General features: G+C 70.7%; 13 protein-coding genes. 7 read left to right on the top strand and 6 right to left on the bottom strand.

Annotated features, from left to right (window positions below; genetic code table 11):
* Window positions 1-38: 38 nt before the first annotated feature.
* The 6 genes from E4V01_RS11820 (at window position 39) to E4V01_RS11795 (ending at window position 9,564) form a co-directional block, all read left to right on the top strand.
* Window positions 39-1,019, top strand: coding sequence for an aldo/keto reductase (locus E4V01_RS11820; RefSeq protein ID WP_135298460.1), 981 nt, complete (start codon window positions 39-41; stop codon window positions 1,017-1,019).
* On the top strand, window positions 1,016-1,546 hold the full coding sequence (locus E4V01_RS11815; protein ID WP_083530943.1) for a histidine phosphatase family protein: 531 nt from the start codon (window positions 1,016-1,018) through the stop codon (window positions 1,544-1,546). The genes E4V01_RS11820 and E4V01_RS11815 overlap by 4 nt, the downstream gene beginning before the upstream one ends.
* A gap of 94 nt (window positions 1,547-1,640) precedes the next feature.
* A complete protein-coding gene (locus tag E4V01_RS11810) occupies window positions 1,641-2,852 on the top strand; it encodes a hypothetical protein (RefSeq protein WP_135298459.1) in 1,212 nt (403 codons plus the stop codon).
* A gap of 328 nt (window positions 2,853-3,180) precedes the next feature.
* Window positions 3,181-6,633: a non-ribosomal peptide synthetase gene (locus E4V01_RS11805; RefSeq protein ID WP_135298458.1), complete on the top strand. Its 3,453-nt coding sequence runs from the start codon at window positions 3,181-3,183 to the stop codon at window positions 6,631-6,633.
* Window positions 6,634-6,674: 41 nt separating this feature from the next.
* The gene (locus E4V01_RS11800) at window positions 6,675-9,230 is read left to right on the top strand and encodes a condensation domain-containing protein (RefSeq protein ID WP_245517521.1); all 2,556 of its coding nucleotides are present in this window, start codon (window positions 6,675-6,677) and stop codon (window positions 9,228-9,230) included.
* Window positions 9,231-9,345: 115 nt separating this feature from the next.
* Window positions 9,346-9,564: a hypothetical protein gene (locus tag E4V01_RS11795; protein ID WP_060771877.1), complete on the top strand. Its 219-nt coding sequence runs from the start codon at window positions 9,346-9,348 to the stop codon at window positions 9,562-9,564.
* 168 nt (window positions 9,565-9,732) lie between these two features.
* On the opposite strand, the gene E4V01_RS11790 is transcribed toward E4V01_RS11795, so the two are convergent.
* The 5 genes from E4V01_RS11790 to E4V01_RS11770 are packed head-to-tail and all read right to left on the bottom strand — an operon-like array spanning window position 9,733 to window position 15,042.
* Window positions 9,733-10,905, bottom strand: coding sequence for a glycosyltransferase (locus tag E4V01_RS11790; RefSeq protein ID WP_135298456.1), 1,173 nt, complete (start codon window positions 10,903-10,905; stop codon window positions 9,733-9,735).
* Window positions 10,906-10,916: 11 nt separating this feature from the next.
* Window positions 10,917-11,795 carry a WecB/TagA/CpsF family glycosyltransferase gene (locus E4V01_RS11785; protein ID WP_135298455.1) on the bottom strand — a complete coding sequence of 293 codons (879 nt, stop codon included), beginning with the start codon at window positions 11,793-11,795 and terminating at the stop codon, window positions 10,917-10,919.
* Window positions 11,788-12,726 carry a GDP-L-fucose synthase gene (locus tag E4V01_RS11780; RefSeq protein ID WP_135298454.1) on the bottom strand — a complete coding sequence of 313 codons (939 nt, stop codon included), beginning with the start codon at window positions 12,724-12,726 and terminating at the stop codon, window positions 11,788-11,790. Before E4V01_RS11780 ends, E4V01_RS11785 begins: the two co-directional genes overlap by 8 nt.
* Before the next feature lie 10 nt (window positions 12,727-12,736).
* Window positions 12,737-13,708: an NAD(P)-dependent oxidoreductase gene (locus E4V01_RS11775; protein WP_135298453.1), complete on the bottom strand. Its 972-nt coding sequence runs from the start codon at window positions 13,706-13,708 to the stop codon at window positions 12,737-12,739.
* Window positions 13,705-15,042, bottom strand: coding sequence for a nucleotide sugar dehydrogenase (locus E4V01_RS11770; protein ID WP_060771872.1), 1,338 nt, complete (start codon window positions 15,040-15,042; stop codon window positions 13,705-13,707). Before E4V01_RS11770 ends, E4V01_RS11775 begins: the two co-directional genes overlap by 4 nt.
* A gap of 483 nt (window positions 15,043-15,525) precedes the next feature.
* On the opposite strand from E4V01_RS11770, the gene E4V01_RS11765 reads away from it, so the two are divergent.
* Window positions 15,526-15,747 carry a hypothetical protein gene (locus E4V01_RS11765; RefSeq protein WP_135298452.1) on the top strand — a complete coding sequence of 74 codons (222 nt, stop codon included), beginning with the start codon at window positions 15,526-15,528 and terminating at the stop codon, window positions 15,745-15,747.
* Between the two features lie 118 nt (window positions 15,748-15,865).
* Here the strand turns inward: E4V01_RS11765 and E4V01_RS11760 are convergent, their stop codons facing one another.
* Entirely contained in the window at window positions 15,866-16,255 is a 390-nt protein-coding gene (locus E4V01_RS11760; RefSeq protein ID WP_060771870.1) for a hypothetical protein, read from the bottom strand.
* Window positions 16,256-16,368: the final 113 nt, after the last annotated feature.

The following is a 16,368-nucleotide window of genomic DNA, read 5'->3' as shown; positions in this document are numbered from 1 at the left end:
ATTAAGCGGCTCCGACTCGCCTTCGCGTGACCGCTTCCATGCAGACAAAGAAACTCGGCCGCACCGGCCTCGACATCTCGCCCCTCTGCCTCGGCTGCATGACCTACGGCGTGCCGGAGCGGGGACCGCATCCGTGGACCCTGCGGGAGGAGGAGAGCCGCCCGCTGATCAAGCGGGCGCTCGATCTCGGGATCAACTTCTTCGACACGGCTAACTACTATTCCGACGGCACCTCGGAGGAGATCGTCGGCCGCGCGCTCAAGGATTACGCCGACCGCGACAGCATCGTGCTGGCCACCAAGGTCTACTACCCGCTCAAGAGCCAGCCCAATGCCGGCGGCCTCTCGCGCAAGGCGATCTTCTCGGCGATCGACGCCTCGTTGAAGCGCCTCGGCACCGACTACGTCGATCTCTACCAGATCCACCGCTGGGACTACGCCACGCCGATCGAGGTGACGCTGGAAGCACTCCACGATGTCGTGAAGGCCGGCAAGGCCCGGTATATCGGCGCCTCCTCGATGTTCGCGTGGCAGTTCGCCAAAGCGCTCTACACCGCCGACCTGAACGGCTGGACGCGGTTCGTGACCATGCAGAATCACCTCAACCTGCTCCACCGCGAGGAGGAGCGCGAGATGATCCCGCTCTGCGCCGACCGGAACATCCCGCTGCTGCCCTGGAGTCCGCTCGCCCGCGGCCGGCTGACCCGCGACTTCGATGCCGGCAGTGCCCGGCAGGAGAGCGATCTCGTCGGCAAGAACCTCTATGACGCCACGGTCGATGCCGACCGGCAGGTGGTCGAGGCGGTGGCCGAGGTGGCGAAGAACCGCGGCGTGCCGCGGGCGCAGGTGGCGCTCGCCTGGGTGATCCAGAAGCCGGGCGTCGCCGCCCCGATCATCGGCGCCTCGAAGCCGCAGCATCTCGACGATGCCGCCGCCGCCCTCGACCTGACGCTGACACAGGACGAGATCGCGCGGCTCGAAGCCCCTTACGTTCCGCATGCCGTGGTCGGGTTCCAATGATGCGCCGCCTGCTCCTCCTGCGCCACGCCAAATCCGCTTATCCGCAGGGCGTGGCCGACATCGACCGCCCGCTCAATGGCCGCGGCCGGGAGGCCGCACCGCTGATGGGCGCCTACATCGCCCGCGAGTCGTTGGTGCCCGACCATGTCATGGTCTCGCCGGCCCGGCGCACGCAGGAGACCTGGGCGGCTTTGCGGGCCGAGCTTCCCGAGACGCCGATGGAGACGGTGCCTTCGATCTACGAGGCGCCGGCCGCGCGCATTCTCGACGCGATCCGCTCCGCCCCGGCGGAGGCGGCGACCCTGCTCGTCATCGGCCACAATCCCGGCCTCGGTGATCTCGCCCTGCGGCTCATCGGCGAGGGGCCGAAGGATTTGCAGAAGGCATTGCGCGAGAAGTTTCCGACCGCGGCGCTCGCCGTGTTCGCGTTCGACGCGGAAGGCTGGGAGGACATCACCGCGGGCGCCGGGCGCCTCCTCCGGTTCGTGCGCCCGCGCCAGCTCGCGGCGGACATGGACGACGATTGAGGGGTTTCAGAAGCGGGAGCACCGAACCCTTCGCCGCCTCGCGCCGTTCCCCAACGAGAACAGCCGAGCTGATACCGCGTGAGGGAAGACTGGCGTGCTCCTCGAAACGCTCCTCGCCCTGACGATGCTGCTGCCGCGGATCGAGCCCGCACTCGACGCGGCGCGGGCGCGCCTGCCGCCTCTCCCCCGCGCGGCCGAGGCGCCCCCGGCGCCCGCGCCGAGCTTCAGCCTCGTGGCGCGTGCCGTCTCGAACTGGCGGGAACAGGCGGGCGAGAACCTCGCGCCGGGCTCGCTCGCCTTCGTCGTCCGGCACGCGGCGACCGAGCCGGGCTTCGTTGCCCGCTGTGTGCGGCTCAACAATTACTGGTGTATCAAACAGGCGCGCTGGAGCGGCGAGCTCGGCGGCGACGCCGAGGGCCATACCGGCTTCGCCACCGCCGCCGATGGGGCGGATGCGGCTGTGCAGCTCCTGCGCCGCTACCAGCGTGATTACGGACGCCGCTCGGCGCTCGCCATCGTCCGCCGCTGGGCGCCCGCCGAGTGCGGCACGGCCCGCCCCGTGGCGGCGGCGCCTGTCGGTGGAAAGCCGAGGCCGCCGGCGCGACAGGCCGCCGTGTCGACGACGACGGCACCGCGGGGCATCGGCGGAACCTTGCGTGCCCGCTTCCTCGCGCGGCATGGGCGGGGCGGCGTCGCGCGGGCAGCTCCGAGCGCCGCCGCGGGGCTGCGGGTGCAACCCTGGTCGGCCCGCGCACGGCTCGCCGGGCATCCCGGCCGGGTACCCCGCGCCGTGGCAAGATCGGCCGTCTCCGTGCCGAAGACCGCTCCCGACATCGCGACGGGCCTGACCGAGGCACCGCAAATCGCGGCCAAGCCTCCCGCGGCTGTCACCCCGGCCCGCGCGCTCGTCGCCTCCGGCGCGGCCAATCCCGCGGCCCTGCTGGCGCCCGACCGGCTCGCGGCGGAGGCGGCCGCGCTGCCCTCGATCGCCGCCTCGCTGCCGAAAGGCAGCCTGCTCGATCTCAGCCTCCCGGCCCCTGTCTGCGCCAATGACGAGACGCGCATCCGCAACTACGCCGCACGGATCGCTGGCAGCGTCGGCCTCAAGCCCGACGACGATCTGCGCCTGTTCCGCGACGACGGCCGCCCGAGCGACAACCTCCTGCCGGTGCTGCTGGCGATGTCCTCGGTCGAACTCGGCACGCTGCACGCCTCGAAGGCGCTGGTGAGCGCGGCGATCGAGCGGCTGGAGGCGCGTCTCTCCGGAACCGCGTCGTCGGAGGCACGGCCGAACTCAGCACTATAGGACTCCGCCTCGAAGAGCACCGACCGTCCCCCGCGCGATGAACCGCGCAGAGTGGAGAAGCACTACTCCCAAGGAGGCAGATGATCGTCGCCGGCCCGCTGGTATGGTCGTGAAAACGTCTCTCGGGGGCTTGCGGAAATCGGTCGAGACACCGGTCTCCACACTCCCGGCGACGCGATGACCCTCCTGCTCGTCACGCGAAGGCAAGTGTGCCTCATCGGACGCCCGATCGCCGAGAGCGCCCGGTTCCAACCCGGCGGCGCGGCTGGCGTCCGGTGCGGGATACCCGGCCTTCGCCGATGAGCCGCACGGCCAGACGAGGATCGGGATGTCCTGCATCGATGGCGAGGCTGTTTTCCAGGCGATCCCGGCTCGTTACGCCGCGCCCGGTTCGGGCGGGGAGGGGCGGCCGGCCGTCCCGCTCGCCACGCCGACGCCGGAGGAATTGCAGGGGATCTTCCGGCATCAGCTCGATGCCGTGTGCCGCGTGGTGGAGGAGCAGCTTCGCACGCTCGCGCTGACCTTCACAGCCGCGCGGGTGAGCCGGCCCGAGCCACAGCCATCCCCGGCTCTGCCGACGGTGGAGCGCGGGGCAGAGCGGTCGGCGACCGACGGGGAGGCCGAGATCTGGCTCGCCGCGCAGTTCGGCGCCGACGCCAATGCTGCGATGACCGAGATCGTCACCCTGCGGCTCGACGGCCCGCTCGACGCCGAGCGGCTTCTCTCCGTCGTGAGAGCGGTGCTCGGCCGCCACGACGCCCTGCGCAGCCGCTTCTCGCCGAGTGGCGAGACCGTGCGGATCGATCCCGCGGGCCTCGTGCCGGTGCGGTGGGTCGATCTCGCGGGGCAATCCGATCCGGAGGCCGCTCTGGCGGCGCATCTTCACACGCAAGCGGGCCTCTCGTTCGATCCCGTCGCCGGCCCGGTGGCGCAAGCCGACCTCGTTCGCCTCGGCGAGCGGCGTCACGTCCTCGTCCTCTCGGCCCACCACATCGCCTGCGACGGCTGGTCCTTCGCGGTCCTGGCCGACGCGATCGCGGGCGCCTACCGCGCCGCGCCGGAAGAGCTGGCTCCGGCCCCGCAGACCCCTGGCTGTGCTCCGTCGGAGGCGGAGGCGAGCCGGGCGCTGGATTACTGGGCCGGGCTCTATGCGCGTTTGCCCGAGCCGCTCGACCTGCCGGCCGATCATCCGCGGCCGAAGCTGCGCGGCTTTGCCGGCGACACCCGAAGCGCCACACTGCCGCCGCCGCTCGTCGCCGCGCTGAAAGCGCTCGCGACGCGCCAGGGGCAGACGCTGAACGCCACGCTGCTCGCGGCCTTTCAAGTGCTCCTCGCGCGGCTCTCGGGGCAGGACGACCTCGTCGTCGGCATACCGATGGCGGGCCAGCCGCGCCGCGGTGAACCGGGCCTCGTCGGTCACCACGCCGATTTCCTGCCGCTGCGGGCCCAATTCAACCCGGGTGAGCCGTTCGCTGCCCATCTCGCCCGTACCGGGGCGGCCCTGGCCGAGGCCGCCGCCCACGCCGACTGCACCCTGGGGCGGCTGCTGCGCCACCTCGACCGGCCGCACGATCCGGCGCGCCCGCCGCTGGCGCAGGTGCAGTTCAACCTCCAGCGTTTCGCCGACGCCATCGATTTCGGGGCGGGCCTGCACGGCACCCTCGCACCCGCGCCGAAGCGCTTCTCGACGTTCGAGCTCACCGTCAGCCTCAGCGAGACGACCGACGGACTGACCCTTGACGCCACCTACAACAGCGCCCTGTTCGAGCCGGCCACGATCGAGCGCTGGATCGGGCACTATCTCACCCTGCTCGGGCATCTCACCCGCGATCCCGCGCAGCCGATCGGGCGCGTTCCGCTGCTCGATGCGGCCGAGCGGCAGACCATGCTGGTGGCCTGGAACGCGACCGAGACCGTGCATCCGCTCGAGGTCGGGGCGATGCGCGCCTTCAGGCTCCACGCCCGGCGCGACCCGGACCGGATCGCGATCCGTTTCGGCGAAGAGAGCGTCTCCTACGGCGCCCTCGACCGCTGGGCCGATCGCGTCGCCGCGGCCTTGCAGGGAGGCACTCTGCCCGAGGGGGCCCGCGTCGGCCTGCTCATGCGCCGGTCGCCCGGCCTCGTCGCGGCGATGCTCGGCGCGCTGCGCGCCGGCATCCCCTACGTCCCGCTCGACCCGGCCATGCCGTCCGCCCGCCGCGCGGGAATCGTCGCCGATGCCGGGATCGGCGCGATGCTCACCCTCGCCGCCGACCGCGCGCTCCTGCCGGAGGGCCCGCGCGTCATCGAGGTCGATCGTCTCGACGGACCGGTGCCGACCCGCTTCCCGCGCGTGCCGGCGGAGCGGGCCGCCTATCTGATCTACACGTCGAGCACGACCGGGGCGCCGAAGGGCGTCGAGGTGCTGCATCGCGGCCTCTCGAACCTGCTGTTCTCGATGGCGCGGGCACCGGGGATCGACCGTGACGACCGGCTGCTGGCGGTGACGACGGTCACCTTCGACATCGCCGGGCTCGAATTGCTGCTGCCGCTGATCCGCGGCGCCCAGATCATTCTCGCCTCCGCCGAGGAAGCGCGCGACGGCCATGCCCTCCTCGCCCGCCTGGAACAGCGCGAGGCGACCATGCTCCAGGCGACGCCGATGACGTGGCGGCTCCTGCTGGAGGCGGGTTTCCGTTCCCGCCCCGGCTTCAAGATGCTGTGCGGCGGCGAAGCGCTTCCGCTCGATCTGGCCCGGCGCCTCACCGAGGGCGGGGGCGAGCTCTGGAACCTCTACGGGCCGACGGAGACGACGATCTGGTCCTCGGCCGCGCGGGTCGATCCGGGGGAGGAGACGGTCACAGTCGGGCGGCCGATCGACAACACCAGCCTGTTCATCCTCGATGAACAGGGCGAGCCGGTGCCGGTGGGGGTCACGGGTGAATTGCTGATCGGCGGGACCGGGCTCGCCCGCGGCTACCTCGGACGGCCGGATCTGACGCAGCGGAGCTTCATCGCGAGCACCCTGCCGGAATGTGCCGGGGCGCGGCTCTACCGGACCGGCGACCGCGCCCGCTACCGGCCGGACGGACGCGTCGAGATCCTGGGACGGGCCGACCACCAGATCAAGCTGCGCGGCTACCGGATCGAGCCCGCTGAGATCGAGGCGGTGCTGCTGCGCCAGACCGGGCTGCACGCCGTCGTGGTGCTGCGCCCCGACGCGGCGGGCGAAGATCGCCTTGTCTGCTACTTCGTGCGCCCGGAGGGCGAGGCGGCGCCCACCTTGCGCAATCTGCGCGCCGCGCTCGCCCGCGAACTCCCCGATTACATGATCCCCTCGGAATGGGTCCGGCTGTCGGCCTTGCCGTTGACGGCAAGCGGTAAGGTCGATCGCCGGGCGCTGCCCGCCCCGGAGGCCCGGCCCACCGGCCCGGCCGCCGCGATCAAGCTTCCCCTCAAGCCCGCTCCGGTCCCGACATCCGACGACGCCCTCGAGACCACCCTCGCGGCGATCTGGCGGGAGGTGCTGGGGCTCGCCAGAGTGGAGCGGGACGACGACCTGATCGCGCTCGGAGCGGATTCGCTCAGCGTGTTCCGCATCGTCGCGCGGGCGAGACGTGAGAACCTGCCGCTCGGGGCCGGCGACCTGTTTCAGGAACGCACCATCGCGCGGATCGCGGCCGTGCTGCACGGACGCCTCGGGGAGGGGAGCGAAACACCGGCCGCCCCGCGCGCGCCGATCCCGTCGATCCGGCGCCCAAAGCCCGCCGACGCCGACCGCGCCGCGGTCGGTCAGGCGTAAGGGCGGGCAGGATGCGGCATTTCACGCAAGAATCACCGGCCGTGACCGGCGAGCTTCACGGCGGCGACGCGTTCACGGCCCGCTGCTCCCACAGCCAGACGCGGTTCTGGCTGCTCGATCAGTTGAGGCCGGGCGATCCGAGCCTGCATGTCGCCGCCCGCTGGCGCATCGCCGGGCGGCTCGATGCCGAGATCCTCACCCGAGCCTTCCGCCTCCTGCTCGACCGGCACGAGGCTTTGCGCACGTCGATCGTCGGCGAGGGCGGGCGGCCGGTGCAGCGGATCGCCGGAACGGTGCCGCTGGCCTTCTCCGAAATCGACCTCTCCGGCCTGCCCGGCGACCGCCTCGGCGAGGCGGGCGGGATCGCCGAGTCGGAGGCCGGGAAGCCCTTCGATCTGGCCCGTGCGCCGCTCGTGCGGGTGACGCTGCTGCGGCTCGGGCGCGGCGATTCCCTGCTGCTCGTCACCGCCCATCACAGCGTCTGCGACGGCTGGTCGATGGTGGTGCTGGCCCGTGAGTTCGTCGCGATCTACGGTGCCCTGATCCGGGGACAGGCACCGGCTCTGGCGCCGCCAGCCCTGCACTATGCCGACTTCGCGGAATGGGAAGTCTCCCCGGTCCTCGCCGAGGCGGCGGAACGCGACCTCGCCTTCTGGGCGCAGTCGCTGCGCGATCTCACTCCGTTCGAGCTGTCGCCGGACCATCCCCGCCGCCCCGGCCGGGAGCGCCGCTTCGCCGCCGAGACCCGCCCGCTCTCCGCCGATCTCGGCGCGCGCATGGAAGCGTACGCGCGGGCACAGGGCGCCACCCCCTTCGTCCTCGCCTGCACCATTCTGTTCGGGCTCCTGAGCGCACGCACCGGGCGCGGCGACATTGCCATCGGCACGCAGGTGCTGGGGCGCGACGAGATCGAGCTGGAAGGGGTCGTCGGCACCTTCGTGAACACGCTGGTGCTTCGGACTCATCTCGGAGCAGATCAGAGCTTCGCCGAGCGGCTGGCGGCGACGCGCCGGACGATCCTCGACGCCTGCGATCACGCGCTCGCCCCCTTCGACCGGGTGGTGCAGGCGCTGGCGCCCTGCCGCGACGGGCTGCGGCCGCCGCTGGTCTCGGTCAATGTCCGGATGCGGCCGACGCCCCAGGCGACGCCGTCCGGCGGGTCGTCAGTGGGGGAGCCGGCCCCGATCCGCCTCGTCGATCTCGACTATGCCGCCACCGGCAGCTTCTTCGACCTCGATCTCGAACTCGCGCCGAGCGCGGCCGGCTGGCGCTTGATCTGCGAGTACGATGCCGGCCTCTACGCGGCGGAGACCGTCGCTGGCCTGCTCGCGGATTTCGAGCAGGCCGCCCGCGCGGCGGTCGGGGCGCGGCTGCCCGATCCGGCCTCCCTGGGAAGAGGCGGGCGAGGGGTCGCGGCCGAGCGTGAGGAGCCTCGCCAGGGAGCCCGGCGCCAAGAGGCGGAGGAGGCGGAGCAGGCGGCCGGGCGCACGACGACGGATGCGGCACCTGCCCCCGAGACGGCGCGTCCCTCGGTGGGCGAGGCGTCCGACGACCTCCTGCCCGCGATACGCACGATCTGGCGGGAGATGCTCGGCCGCCCCGACCTGTCCGACGAAGAGGATTTCTTCGCGGCGGGCGGGCACTCGCTGCTGGCCGCGCGCGTCGTCGCGCGGATCGAGGCGGCGACGGGCCGAACCGTTCCGCTCTGGTCGTTCTTCGAGGCGAGCACGGTCGCGCGGCTCTGCGCCTTCCTCGGTGGCGAGGCGGCGGCGGGCGTGCGGCACCGCTTGCTTCAGGAACCGCCACCGACGGCGCAGGCGCGGCCCGGCTTCACCGCGATCCACCACGCCGCGGCCGATCAGGAACTCTACCGGCCCCTGTCCGAGGCCCTTGGGGCGGACCATCCCTTCGCGACGCTGCAACTGGAAAGCCGGGTTCCGCCCCACGAGGAAACCCTGGAGCGGCTGGCCGGCGCCTATCGCGACGCGATCGATGCCGCGCAGCCGCAAGGGCCGATCCGCCTCGTCGGGTTCTGCCGCTCGGGCGTCCTCGCCTTCGAGATCGCCCGGCAGTTCGCACAGGGCGGCCGGGACGTCGCCCTCGTCGTCCTCATCGATTGCTGGGAGCCGGGCTATATCCGGCGCCTCAAGCCGCCCGCTCGCATGCGGGCGATGGCCGCCTACCGGCGCGGCCGGCTCGCCGCGCTCATCCGCCACGTCCGCCGCGACGGAATCGGCTACCTCGGCTCGCGGGCTCATCTCTGGTTCCGCTCGCATCGCTCATGGCGCGGGTTGCGGCGCATGCTGAACCGGATGGGGCTCGCCGCCCCGAGCCCGGAGGACGCGTTCTGGCAATTGACCGACGAACTCGACGCGCTCGCCCTGGCCTACGAGCCGCGCCCCCATCGCGGGCCGGTGCTGATCGTCCGCAGCGAGAGCGTTCCGGTCGGCCCCGCGCTCGACCCGCTGCTCGGCTGGCGGGCCTATGCCGAGAACAGCGAAAGCGTCAGCGTTCCGGGTTTCGGCCACGAAGGCGCGTTCTCTGCCGCCGGCTGCCGGGTGATCGCGGCCAAGATCAGCCTGATGGCGTGCCGGTGACTCTGCCTGCTGCCCTTCGCCGCACACGCGGCGGGCGCGTACCGATCCGCGTACAAGCCGTTTTCCGATTATATTAGCTTATGTTTATAAAACACAGGCGATTCGTGGGGGAGCGATGACGGGCCTGTCGTTGGTGATCTGTGGAGCGATCGGCATCGGATTCCTCGCGATGCTGTTCCTTCTGCACGAACTCAGGAACGCTCCCTACGACGACGGTCTCGAACCCGAGCGGGTGCTGTCCGAACTCGAGAAGCAGAGGTTGCGCTACCTGTCGCTGGATTCGATCATCGTCCCGAAAAGCGGATGCCGGTTTTCGGAACAGGATGAAGCGTAAGCCCTCAGCCGGTGCGGCGCTTGAGCGAAAGCCAAATCCGTCCTGCCGGTGAGATCAGCCGGATTTGGGTGGAGGTCGGGCCCCATCCACGGATCTGCCCGTACCCCCCATGAGGCGTGCGCCCTCTCGATGGCCCACTGACCACGATCGAACCCGGGTCACGCCTCCTCACGCGATGGCGCGCCCTTCCCGCATCCGTGCGGCGAGCGCCGACCGGTAGACCGTCAGCAGCGTGGCGGTCGTCGCCGTCTCGGTCCAATCACGCAGGTAGGCAGCACGGGCGGCCGCGCCCATCCGCCGGGCTTCCTCAGGCCGGGCGCGCAGCCGCTCGATGGCTCGCGCGAGTTCGGTCGGATCGCCCGGCGTCACCAGCAGGCCCGTCACGCCCTCCTCCACGAGGCCGGTGAGCGCACCGATCCGCGAGGCGATGACCGGCGTGCCCGCCGCATAGGCCTCGGCCACGACCATCGGCAGCCCCTCGTAACACAGCGAAGGCACGACGAGGGCGACGGCCCGGCTCATCCGCGCCCGCATTTCCGCGCGGGGCAGGGCGCCGAGCAGGTTGAGCCCCGGCGCGCCTTCGAGGCTTTCCCGCAGCGGCCCTTCGCCCGCGACATCGACCGGTGCGGCGAGGAGGGCGGCGGCCCCCTTCAGGATCTCCACACCCTTCTCGACACTGAGGCGGCCGGCGAACAGGATGCCCTCGCGCGGGCCGTCATCCGGCGGTCCCGGATCGAGCAGGCCGTTGGGCTTCACGAAGATGCGGTGCGCGGGCAAACCCGCCGCGATGAAGCGATCGCGGGCGAATTCGGTCAGCGCGACGAAGGCATCGACGTCCCGCGTCCAAGTGCCGGCCCGGCGGTGGCGGTCGATCATCCGCGCCACGGCAAACGTGCCGAGCCGCGAGCCGCGGTAGCAGCCGTGGCGCACCGCCGCGTAGGCGGAGCCGGTGAGGCAGGTCTCGCAGGGCGCGCCGTCGCGCATCAGGATCGCGCCGGCGCAGGCGAGGCGGAAATTGTGCAGCGTCTGCACCGTCACCGGGCCGAGCGCCCGCACCACCCCGTGCATGGCGGGCGAGACCAGGGGGAAGGTGTTGTGGGCGTGGACTACGTCCGGCCGGAAGCGCTCCACCGCCGCGACCACGCGGGCGATGCCGCGGGGCGCGTGCGGCGCCTCGAACGCTGTGCGCAGGCGGTCCAGCGGCGTGCGGATCTCGTCGTTGTGGAAGGCCAGGGTCTCGACCGTGCAGCCGGCCGCGGCCAGGGCCGCGGCCTCGTGCTCCACCACCGCGTCCTCGCCGCCCCGGATCTGGTAGTGGTTGTGGACGATGAGGACGCGCAACAGAGGGCTCCTTACGACCGGCGCGGCTCGGGTTGGCGCGCGATCTTCCACAGGAAGACGGGCGCCATGACGAGATAGCGCCGCCACAGCCGCCGGGGCTCGCTCAGGAGCCGGTGCAGCCATTCGAGGGCGAGCACCTGCATGAGTTTCGGCGCACGCTTGACCGCTCCGGAATGGAAATCGAAGGCGGCACCGACCCCGATCAGCACCATGCCCGGCAAACGATCGAGGTGATCGTTCATCCAGATGTCCTGCTTGGGCGTCGACATGCCGACCCAGACGATGTGCGGCTCGGCCGCCTTGATTGCATCGGTGAGCCGCGCGTCGAGATCGGGCGCGACGGCGCCGAAGGGCGGGCAAGCGAGGCCGCAGACTTCGGTGCCGGGATACTTGCGGGCGAAATTCGACGCGACCTGCTCGGCCACGCCCTCCTTGCCGCCGTAGAGATAGTGGCGGATGCCGGTGTTCTGGGTGGCCGCGAACATCTCCTCCATCAGCGAGGGGCCCGGCACGCGGCCGGTGCCGTGCGCCCGGAAGAACCGGCTGATGATCGTGAGCGGCGCGCCGTCCGGGGTGATCATGCTGGCCCGCTCGTGCGCGGCCCTCAGATCGGGCTGGTCCTGAGCGCACATGATGCCGTGCACGTCGCGCACGCAGATCATGCTGGTGCGCCGCGCCCGCGCCCAGCCGATGAGGGTGCGGACAGCGAACGGCATGTCGATGACGCTCACCGGCACGCCGAGGATGCGGGTCGCCGGGAGACGATGCGCCGCCGGCCCGTCCGCCTGGACGAGGTAGGGGTCGTTCCGGTTGATCCGGAGTGCGTAGGGCCCGGAGGCCGGGATGGCCACGGCGTCGCTCATGGACAGGCTTCCCTCGATCTCAGCCATGGGCGACATGCTCCTGGAACCACGCATAGGTCGCGGCGATACCGTCCCGCAGCGGCACCTTCGGCGCCCAGCCGCGGCAACGCAGCTTGTCCGCCGACATCAGCTTGCGCGGGGTGCCGTCGGGCTTGCTCGGATCGCGCACGATCTCGCCCTCGAAGCCGACGACGTCGCAGACGAGGCGGGTCAGGTCGTAGATTGGGATGTCCTCGCCCGAGCCGACATTGACGTGCTCGGCCTCCGAATAGGTCCTCATCAGGTGCACGCAGGCGTCGGCGCAGTCATCGACGTGCAGGAACTCACGGCGCGGCGAACCGGTGCCCCAGATCACCATCTCCTTGGCGCCGGAGCGCTTGGCCTCGTGCGCCTTGCGGATCAGGGCCGGCAGGACGTGGCTGGAATTGAGGTCGAAATTGTCGCCCGGCCCGTAGAGGTTGGTCGGCATGGCCGAGATGAAGTCGCGGCCGTGCTGCTGCCGATAGGCCTGGGCGAGCTTGATCCCGGAGATCTTGGCGATCGCGTACCATTCGTTGGTCGGTTCCAGCGAGCCGGTGAGCAGGCTCGCTTCAACGATCGGCTGTTCGGCGAATTTCGGGTAGATGCAGCTCGATCCGAGGAACAGCAGCTTGCCGACATCCTCGCGGAACGCCGCCTCGATGACGTTCGCCTCGATCATCAGGTTCTCGTAGAGGAAGTCAGCCGGGTAGGTCGCGTTGGCCAGGATCCCGCCGACCTTAGCCGCGGCCAGGAACACCGCGTCCGGCCGCCGCTCTCGCATCCAGGCGCGCACGGCGGCCTGATCGCACAGGTCGAGTTCCGCCCGCGTCGCGGTGAGGACCTCGCAATCCTCACCCTTCAAACGCCGTACCAGAGCGCTGCCGACGAGGCCGCGATGTCCGGCGACGAAGACGGTCTTGCCCGCCAAGCTGTGCATCGGTCGGCCCCTACAGAAGCGGGTTGGAATCGGTCGGCGCCGGATTCTCGCGGTACCACGCGACCGTGCGCTCGATGCCCTGGACCAGGGAAACGCTCGGCGCGTAGCCGATCGCCTGCATCTTGCCGATGTCGGGGCAGCGGCGCGGCGTCGCCCCGGCGGCGGCCGGTCCGGCGATCAGCTCGACGCGGGTGCCGAGCGCCTCCGCGGTGATCCGGGCGAGATCGCGGATCGCGACCTCCTCCATCGAGCCGATATGGTAGACGTTCATGCTCTCGCCATCGCGCCACATCCGGACGATGCCGTCGACGACGTCGCTGACGTAGCAGAAGGCGCGGGTCTCGCTGCCGTCGCCCTGGAGCGTGATCGATCCGCCGTCACCGGCCGCGACGATCTTCTCGATGAGCTGCGGCACGACGTGCTTCCAGCCCATATCCGGCCCGTAGATGTTGTGCGGGCGGAAGACTTGGACCTTGCGCAACTTGTCGCGGCAATAGTTGAAGGCGATCAGTTCCGAGATCAGCTTCGACCCGCCATAGGAATAGCGCGGGTTGAGCGAGTCGGGGATCACCATCTCGATGGTCTCGTCGGTCGGCACCACGCGCGGGGTCTGGTAGACCTCCGCCGAGGAGGCGACGACGAGATCGGGCACACCGGCCTCGATGCAGGCTTCGGAGACGGCGAGCGCGCCGCGCACGCCGACATCGAGCACGAGCTGCGGCTGCGTGTAGAAGTTCTCCGTGCCGTTGACGGCGGCCAGATGAAACACGCACTCGACGCCCCGGAGCGCCTCGACCAGCGCATCCTTGTCACGCACGTCGAGCGTCACCCGCTCGATCGCGCCCTGGGCGCTGGCGAGCCGCGAGGCCTGTCCGCGGATGTAGTTGTCGATCGCGACGACCTCGTGCCCCTCGGCCAGGAGCGCGCGGGTGAGGTGGGCGCCGATGAATCCGCCCGCCCCGGTGACAGCCAGTCTGCTCATTGAAACTTACCCACGAGGTTGCCCACGGTGACGTAGCGATTTTCCAGAACCTCCGCCGGCATCTCGCTGAGGTTGTTCCAGTAATCGTAGACGAAGGCGTCGTCCGACATCGTACCGATGATCGTTTCCAGGTCGATCTTCGAATATTCCGGATGGTTGTTGGCGATCACGAGCACGTCGGCGCCGGCGCAGGCGGCGGCGAGGTTGTCGTAGGGCGTCAGCCCCGACGAGATCGCCCGGATGTGATCCATCGGCACCACGCCGTCATAGACCCGGATCTCGGAGAACTGCTCGGTCGCCATCATCTCGCGGATGACGTGGAGGGACATCGACCCGCGCAGGTCATCGGTTTCCGGGCGGCCCTTGAAGGCGAGGCCGGCGACCACCGCCTTGAACGGCCCGGCGCGGCGGGCCCGCAGCCGCTCGACGAGGCTGCCCACCGTCTCCGCCGGCTGGCGCTCGTTGACGAGGCGGGAGGCCGCGGTGATCTCGAGGTTCACGCCCTTGCCGGAGACCGAGGAGAGCAGGATGTGCGGGTCCTTCTCGAGGCAGGGACCGCCGACGAGGCCCGGCGCGGCGACATTGGTGCGGGTATAGCCGAGTTTGCCGTAGCGGATCACGTCGTTGGCGTTGATGCCGAGCGCGTCGCAGGCCCGCGCCACCTCGTTGGCGAAGGCGAAGTGGACGTCGCGCGAGGTGTTGTCCACGAGCTTGATCATCTCCGCCGTCTCGGGGCTGGCGACCCGGACGATGGTGTGGGTCAGGCGGCTGAACAGGGCGGCCGCCGCGTCGGACGCGTCCGGCGTCTCACCGCCGACGATCTGCGGCAGGTTGATGAGTTCGCGCATGGCATCGCCCTCGAGCGTCCGCTCGGGGCACATGGCGAGGTGGTAGTCGGTGCCGGTGCGGTCGAGGATCGGCTTCACCACGCCGGTGGTCGTGCCGATCCGCACGGTCGAGCGCAGGATCACCGTCGCGCCGTCGGTGAAGTGCTCGGCCACCTCGCGGGTCGCCTCCTCGATCATGTCGAGACGCGGCTCGTGCGAGCCGGGATAGAGCGGGGTGCCCACCGTGATGATGTAGTACTCGGCCCGCGGCACGTCCTGCGTCGTCGTGCTCGCGACGAAGCGGCCCTTCTTCACGACGTCGGCGAGGGCGGCCTGAAGCCCGACCTCGGCGAAATGCGGCACGCCGGCATTGGTCTTCTCGACGACGTCGGCCCGCTTCTCGATGCCGTAGACTTGGACACCGCGGCGGGCCAGAGCAACGGACAGGGTCAGGCCGACGTAACCGAGACCGATGATGACGACGTTGGGAGCTTTTCTGGCGTCCATGACTTGGTCCCGTCTGCGATCGATCGTCGGAGTCTCTGACCGGTTCGAAATCCGGCACGGCGCAAACGCTCGTCTGTCACCGCGTCATCGCTCCACCCCGGGACGGCCGAAACCGCGCAGGATTGAACTTTGCCGGTTCCGCAAAGTGTGTGCCTGAGGAAAGCCGTATCAAAACGGGATCGCCGGCCCGTCACTGGACAGAGTGATCGCGTCTCGTGAAGATTTCGGGACTTTCGACGGTAAACGATCGGCGTCCGGCGGGCGAAGCATTTGATCCTTGCCGTTGATCCTTGCCGGATCGGCCGGGGCGAGGAGATCGCGACCCGTTCACCCGCCGAACCGTTTCAATCCCGCTGCGCCCGCGCGGCCCATAGCCTCAGCCCGCCCCGGTGCTATCCAGGCAACGCTTCGCCCCGCGCTTCGTTCGTCCTGCCGGAGACGGCGAGGGCGCATCGGGCGCCGCCGGCTTGGAGGGAGACGCGGATGCCGGTTCGGATGACCCAGGAAACGCAGGACGTGATCGACGGCCGGCGGCAGGTTGTGGTGCGGGTTCTGTTCGGCCGGCCGGACCCGGGACGCGACGTCGTCGAGGTCGCGGCGACGGTGCGGGTGCCCGCCATCGAATCCGAGACGCAGACGGAGGCCGCCGCGCGGCAGATGGCACGGCGCGCGCTCGAACAAGCGCTGGCGGCCTTTCCGCTCTGAGATCCCACGACAGCTCCCGGCCGCCGGACGGCTCTCCGTCGGTCACGGCGGCGCGGCGGGCGCTTCGTGAGAGACACCGAGGATGACGCCGCGGAGGCCCGAGGGCGTCATCCCCGCATCACGGCGCGATCGGAGCCGGCGAAGGCGGGGCCTCCGGGCCTGCGGCGAGGGTCACGAGGGAGCGCAGGAAGGCGGCCCGCGACGTGCGCAGGACCGCTTGCGCGTCCCGCGCCTGGATCAACCGCTCCGTCAGGCGCAGCACGGTCTCGTCGCTGACACGGGCCGCGATCCGCAAGGCCTCCGTCTGCGCCTCGGGGCCGAACCGGCCGCGGGTGGTGGCGAGAATGGCGCCCACGGTCTGCAGCGGCGGCTGGACGCCGAGGCGATCCCGATACGCGTTCCAGATCGGATCGCACGCCATCTCCGTGGCGAGCCAGATCCGCTCGCCCAGCGTCGCCACATCGTGTTCCGACGGGTTCGTCGCGTCACCGGCAGTTCCGACATTCATACGGCCTGTCCCGAGGCTTCGTTGCAGGAGGGCAGGGCCTGCCCTTCGTCGGACCGGCCCACAGGCTCAAGTCGATCGCCCACGCCCTATTCAGACAACGGTTGCCGTTCGCG

It is taken from the genome of Methylorubrum sp. Q1, assembly GCF_004683995.1.
Classification (GTDB): Bacteria; Pseudomonadota; Alphaproteobacteria; order Rhizobiales; family Beijerinckiaceae; genus Methylobacterium.
The sequence above is the reverse complement of the archived record's forward strand: the minus strand, read 5'-3'. Positions and strand labels throughout refer to the sequence as shown.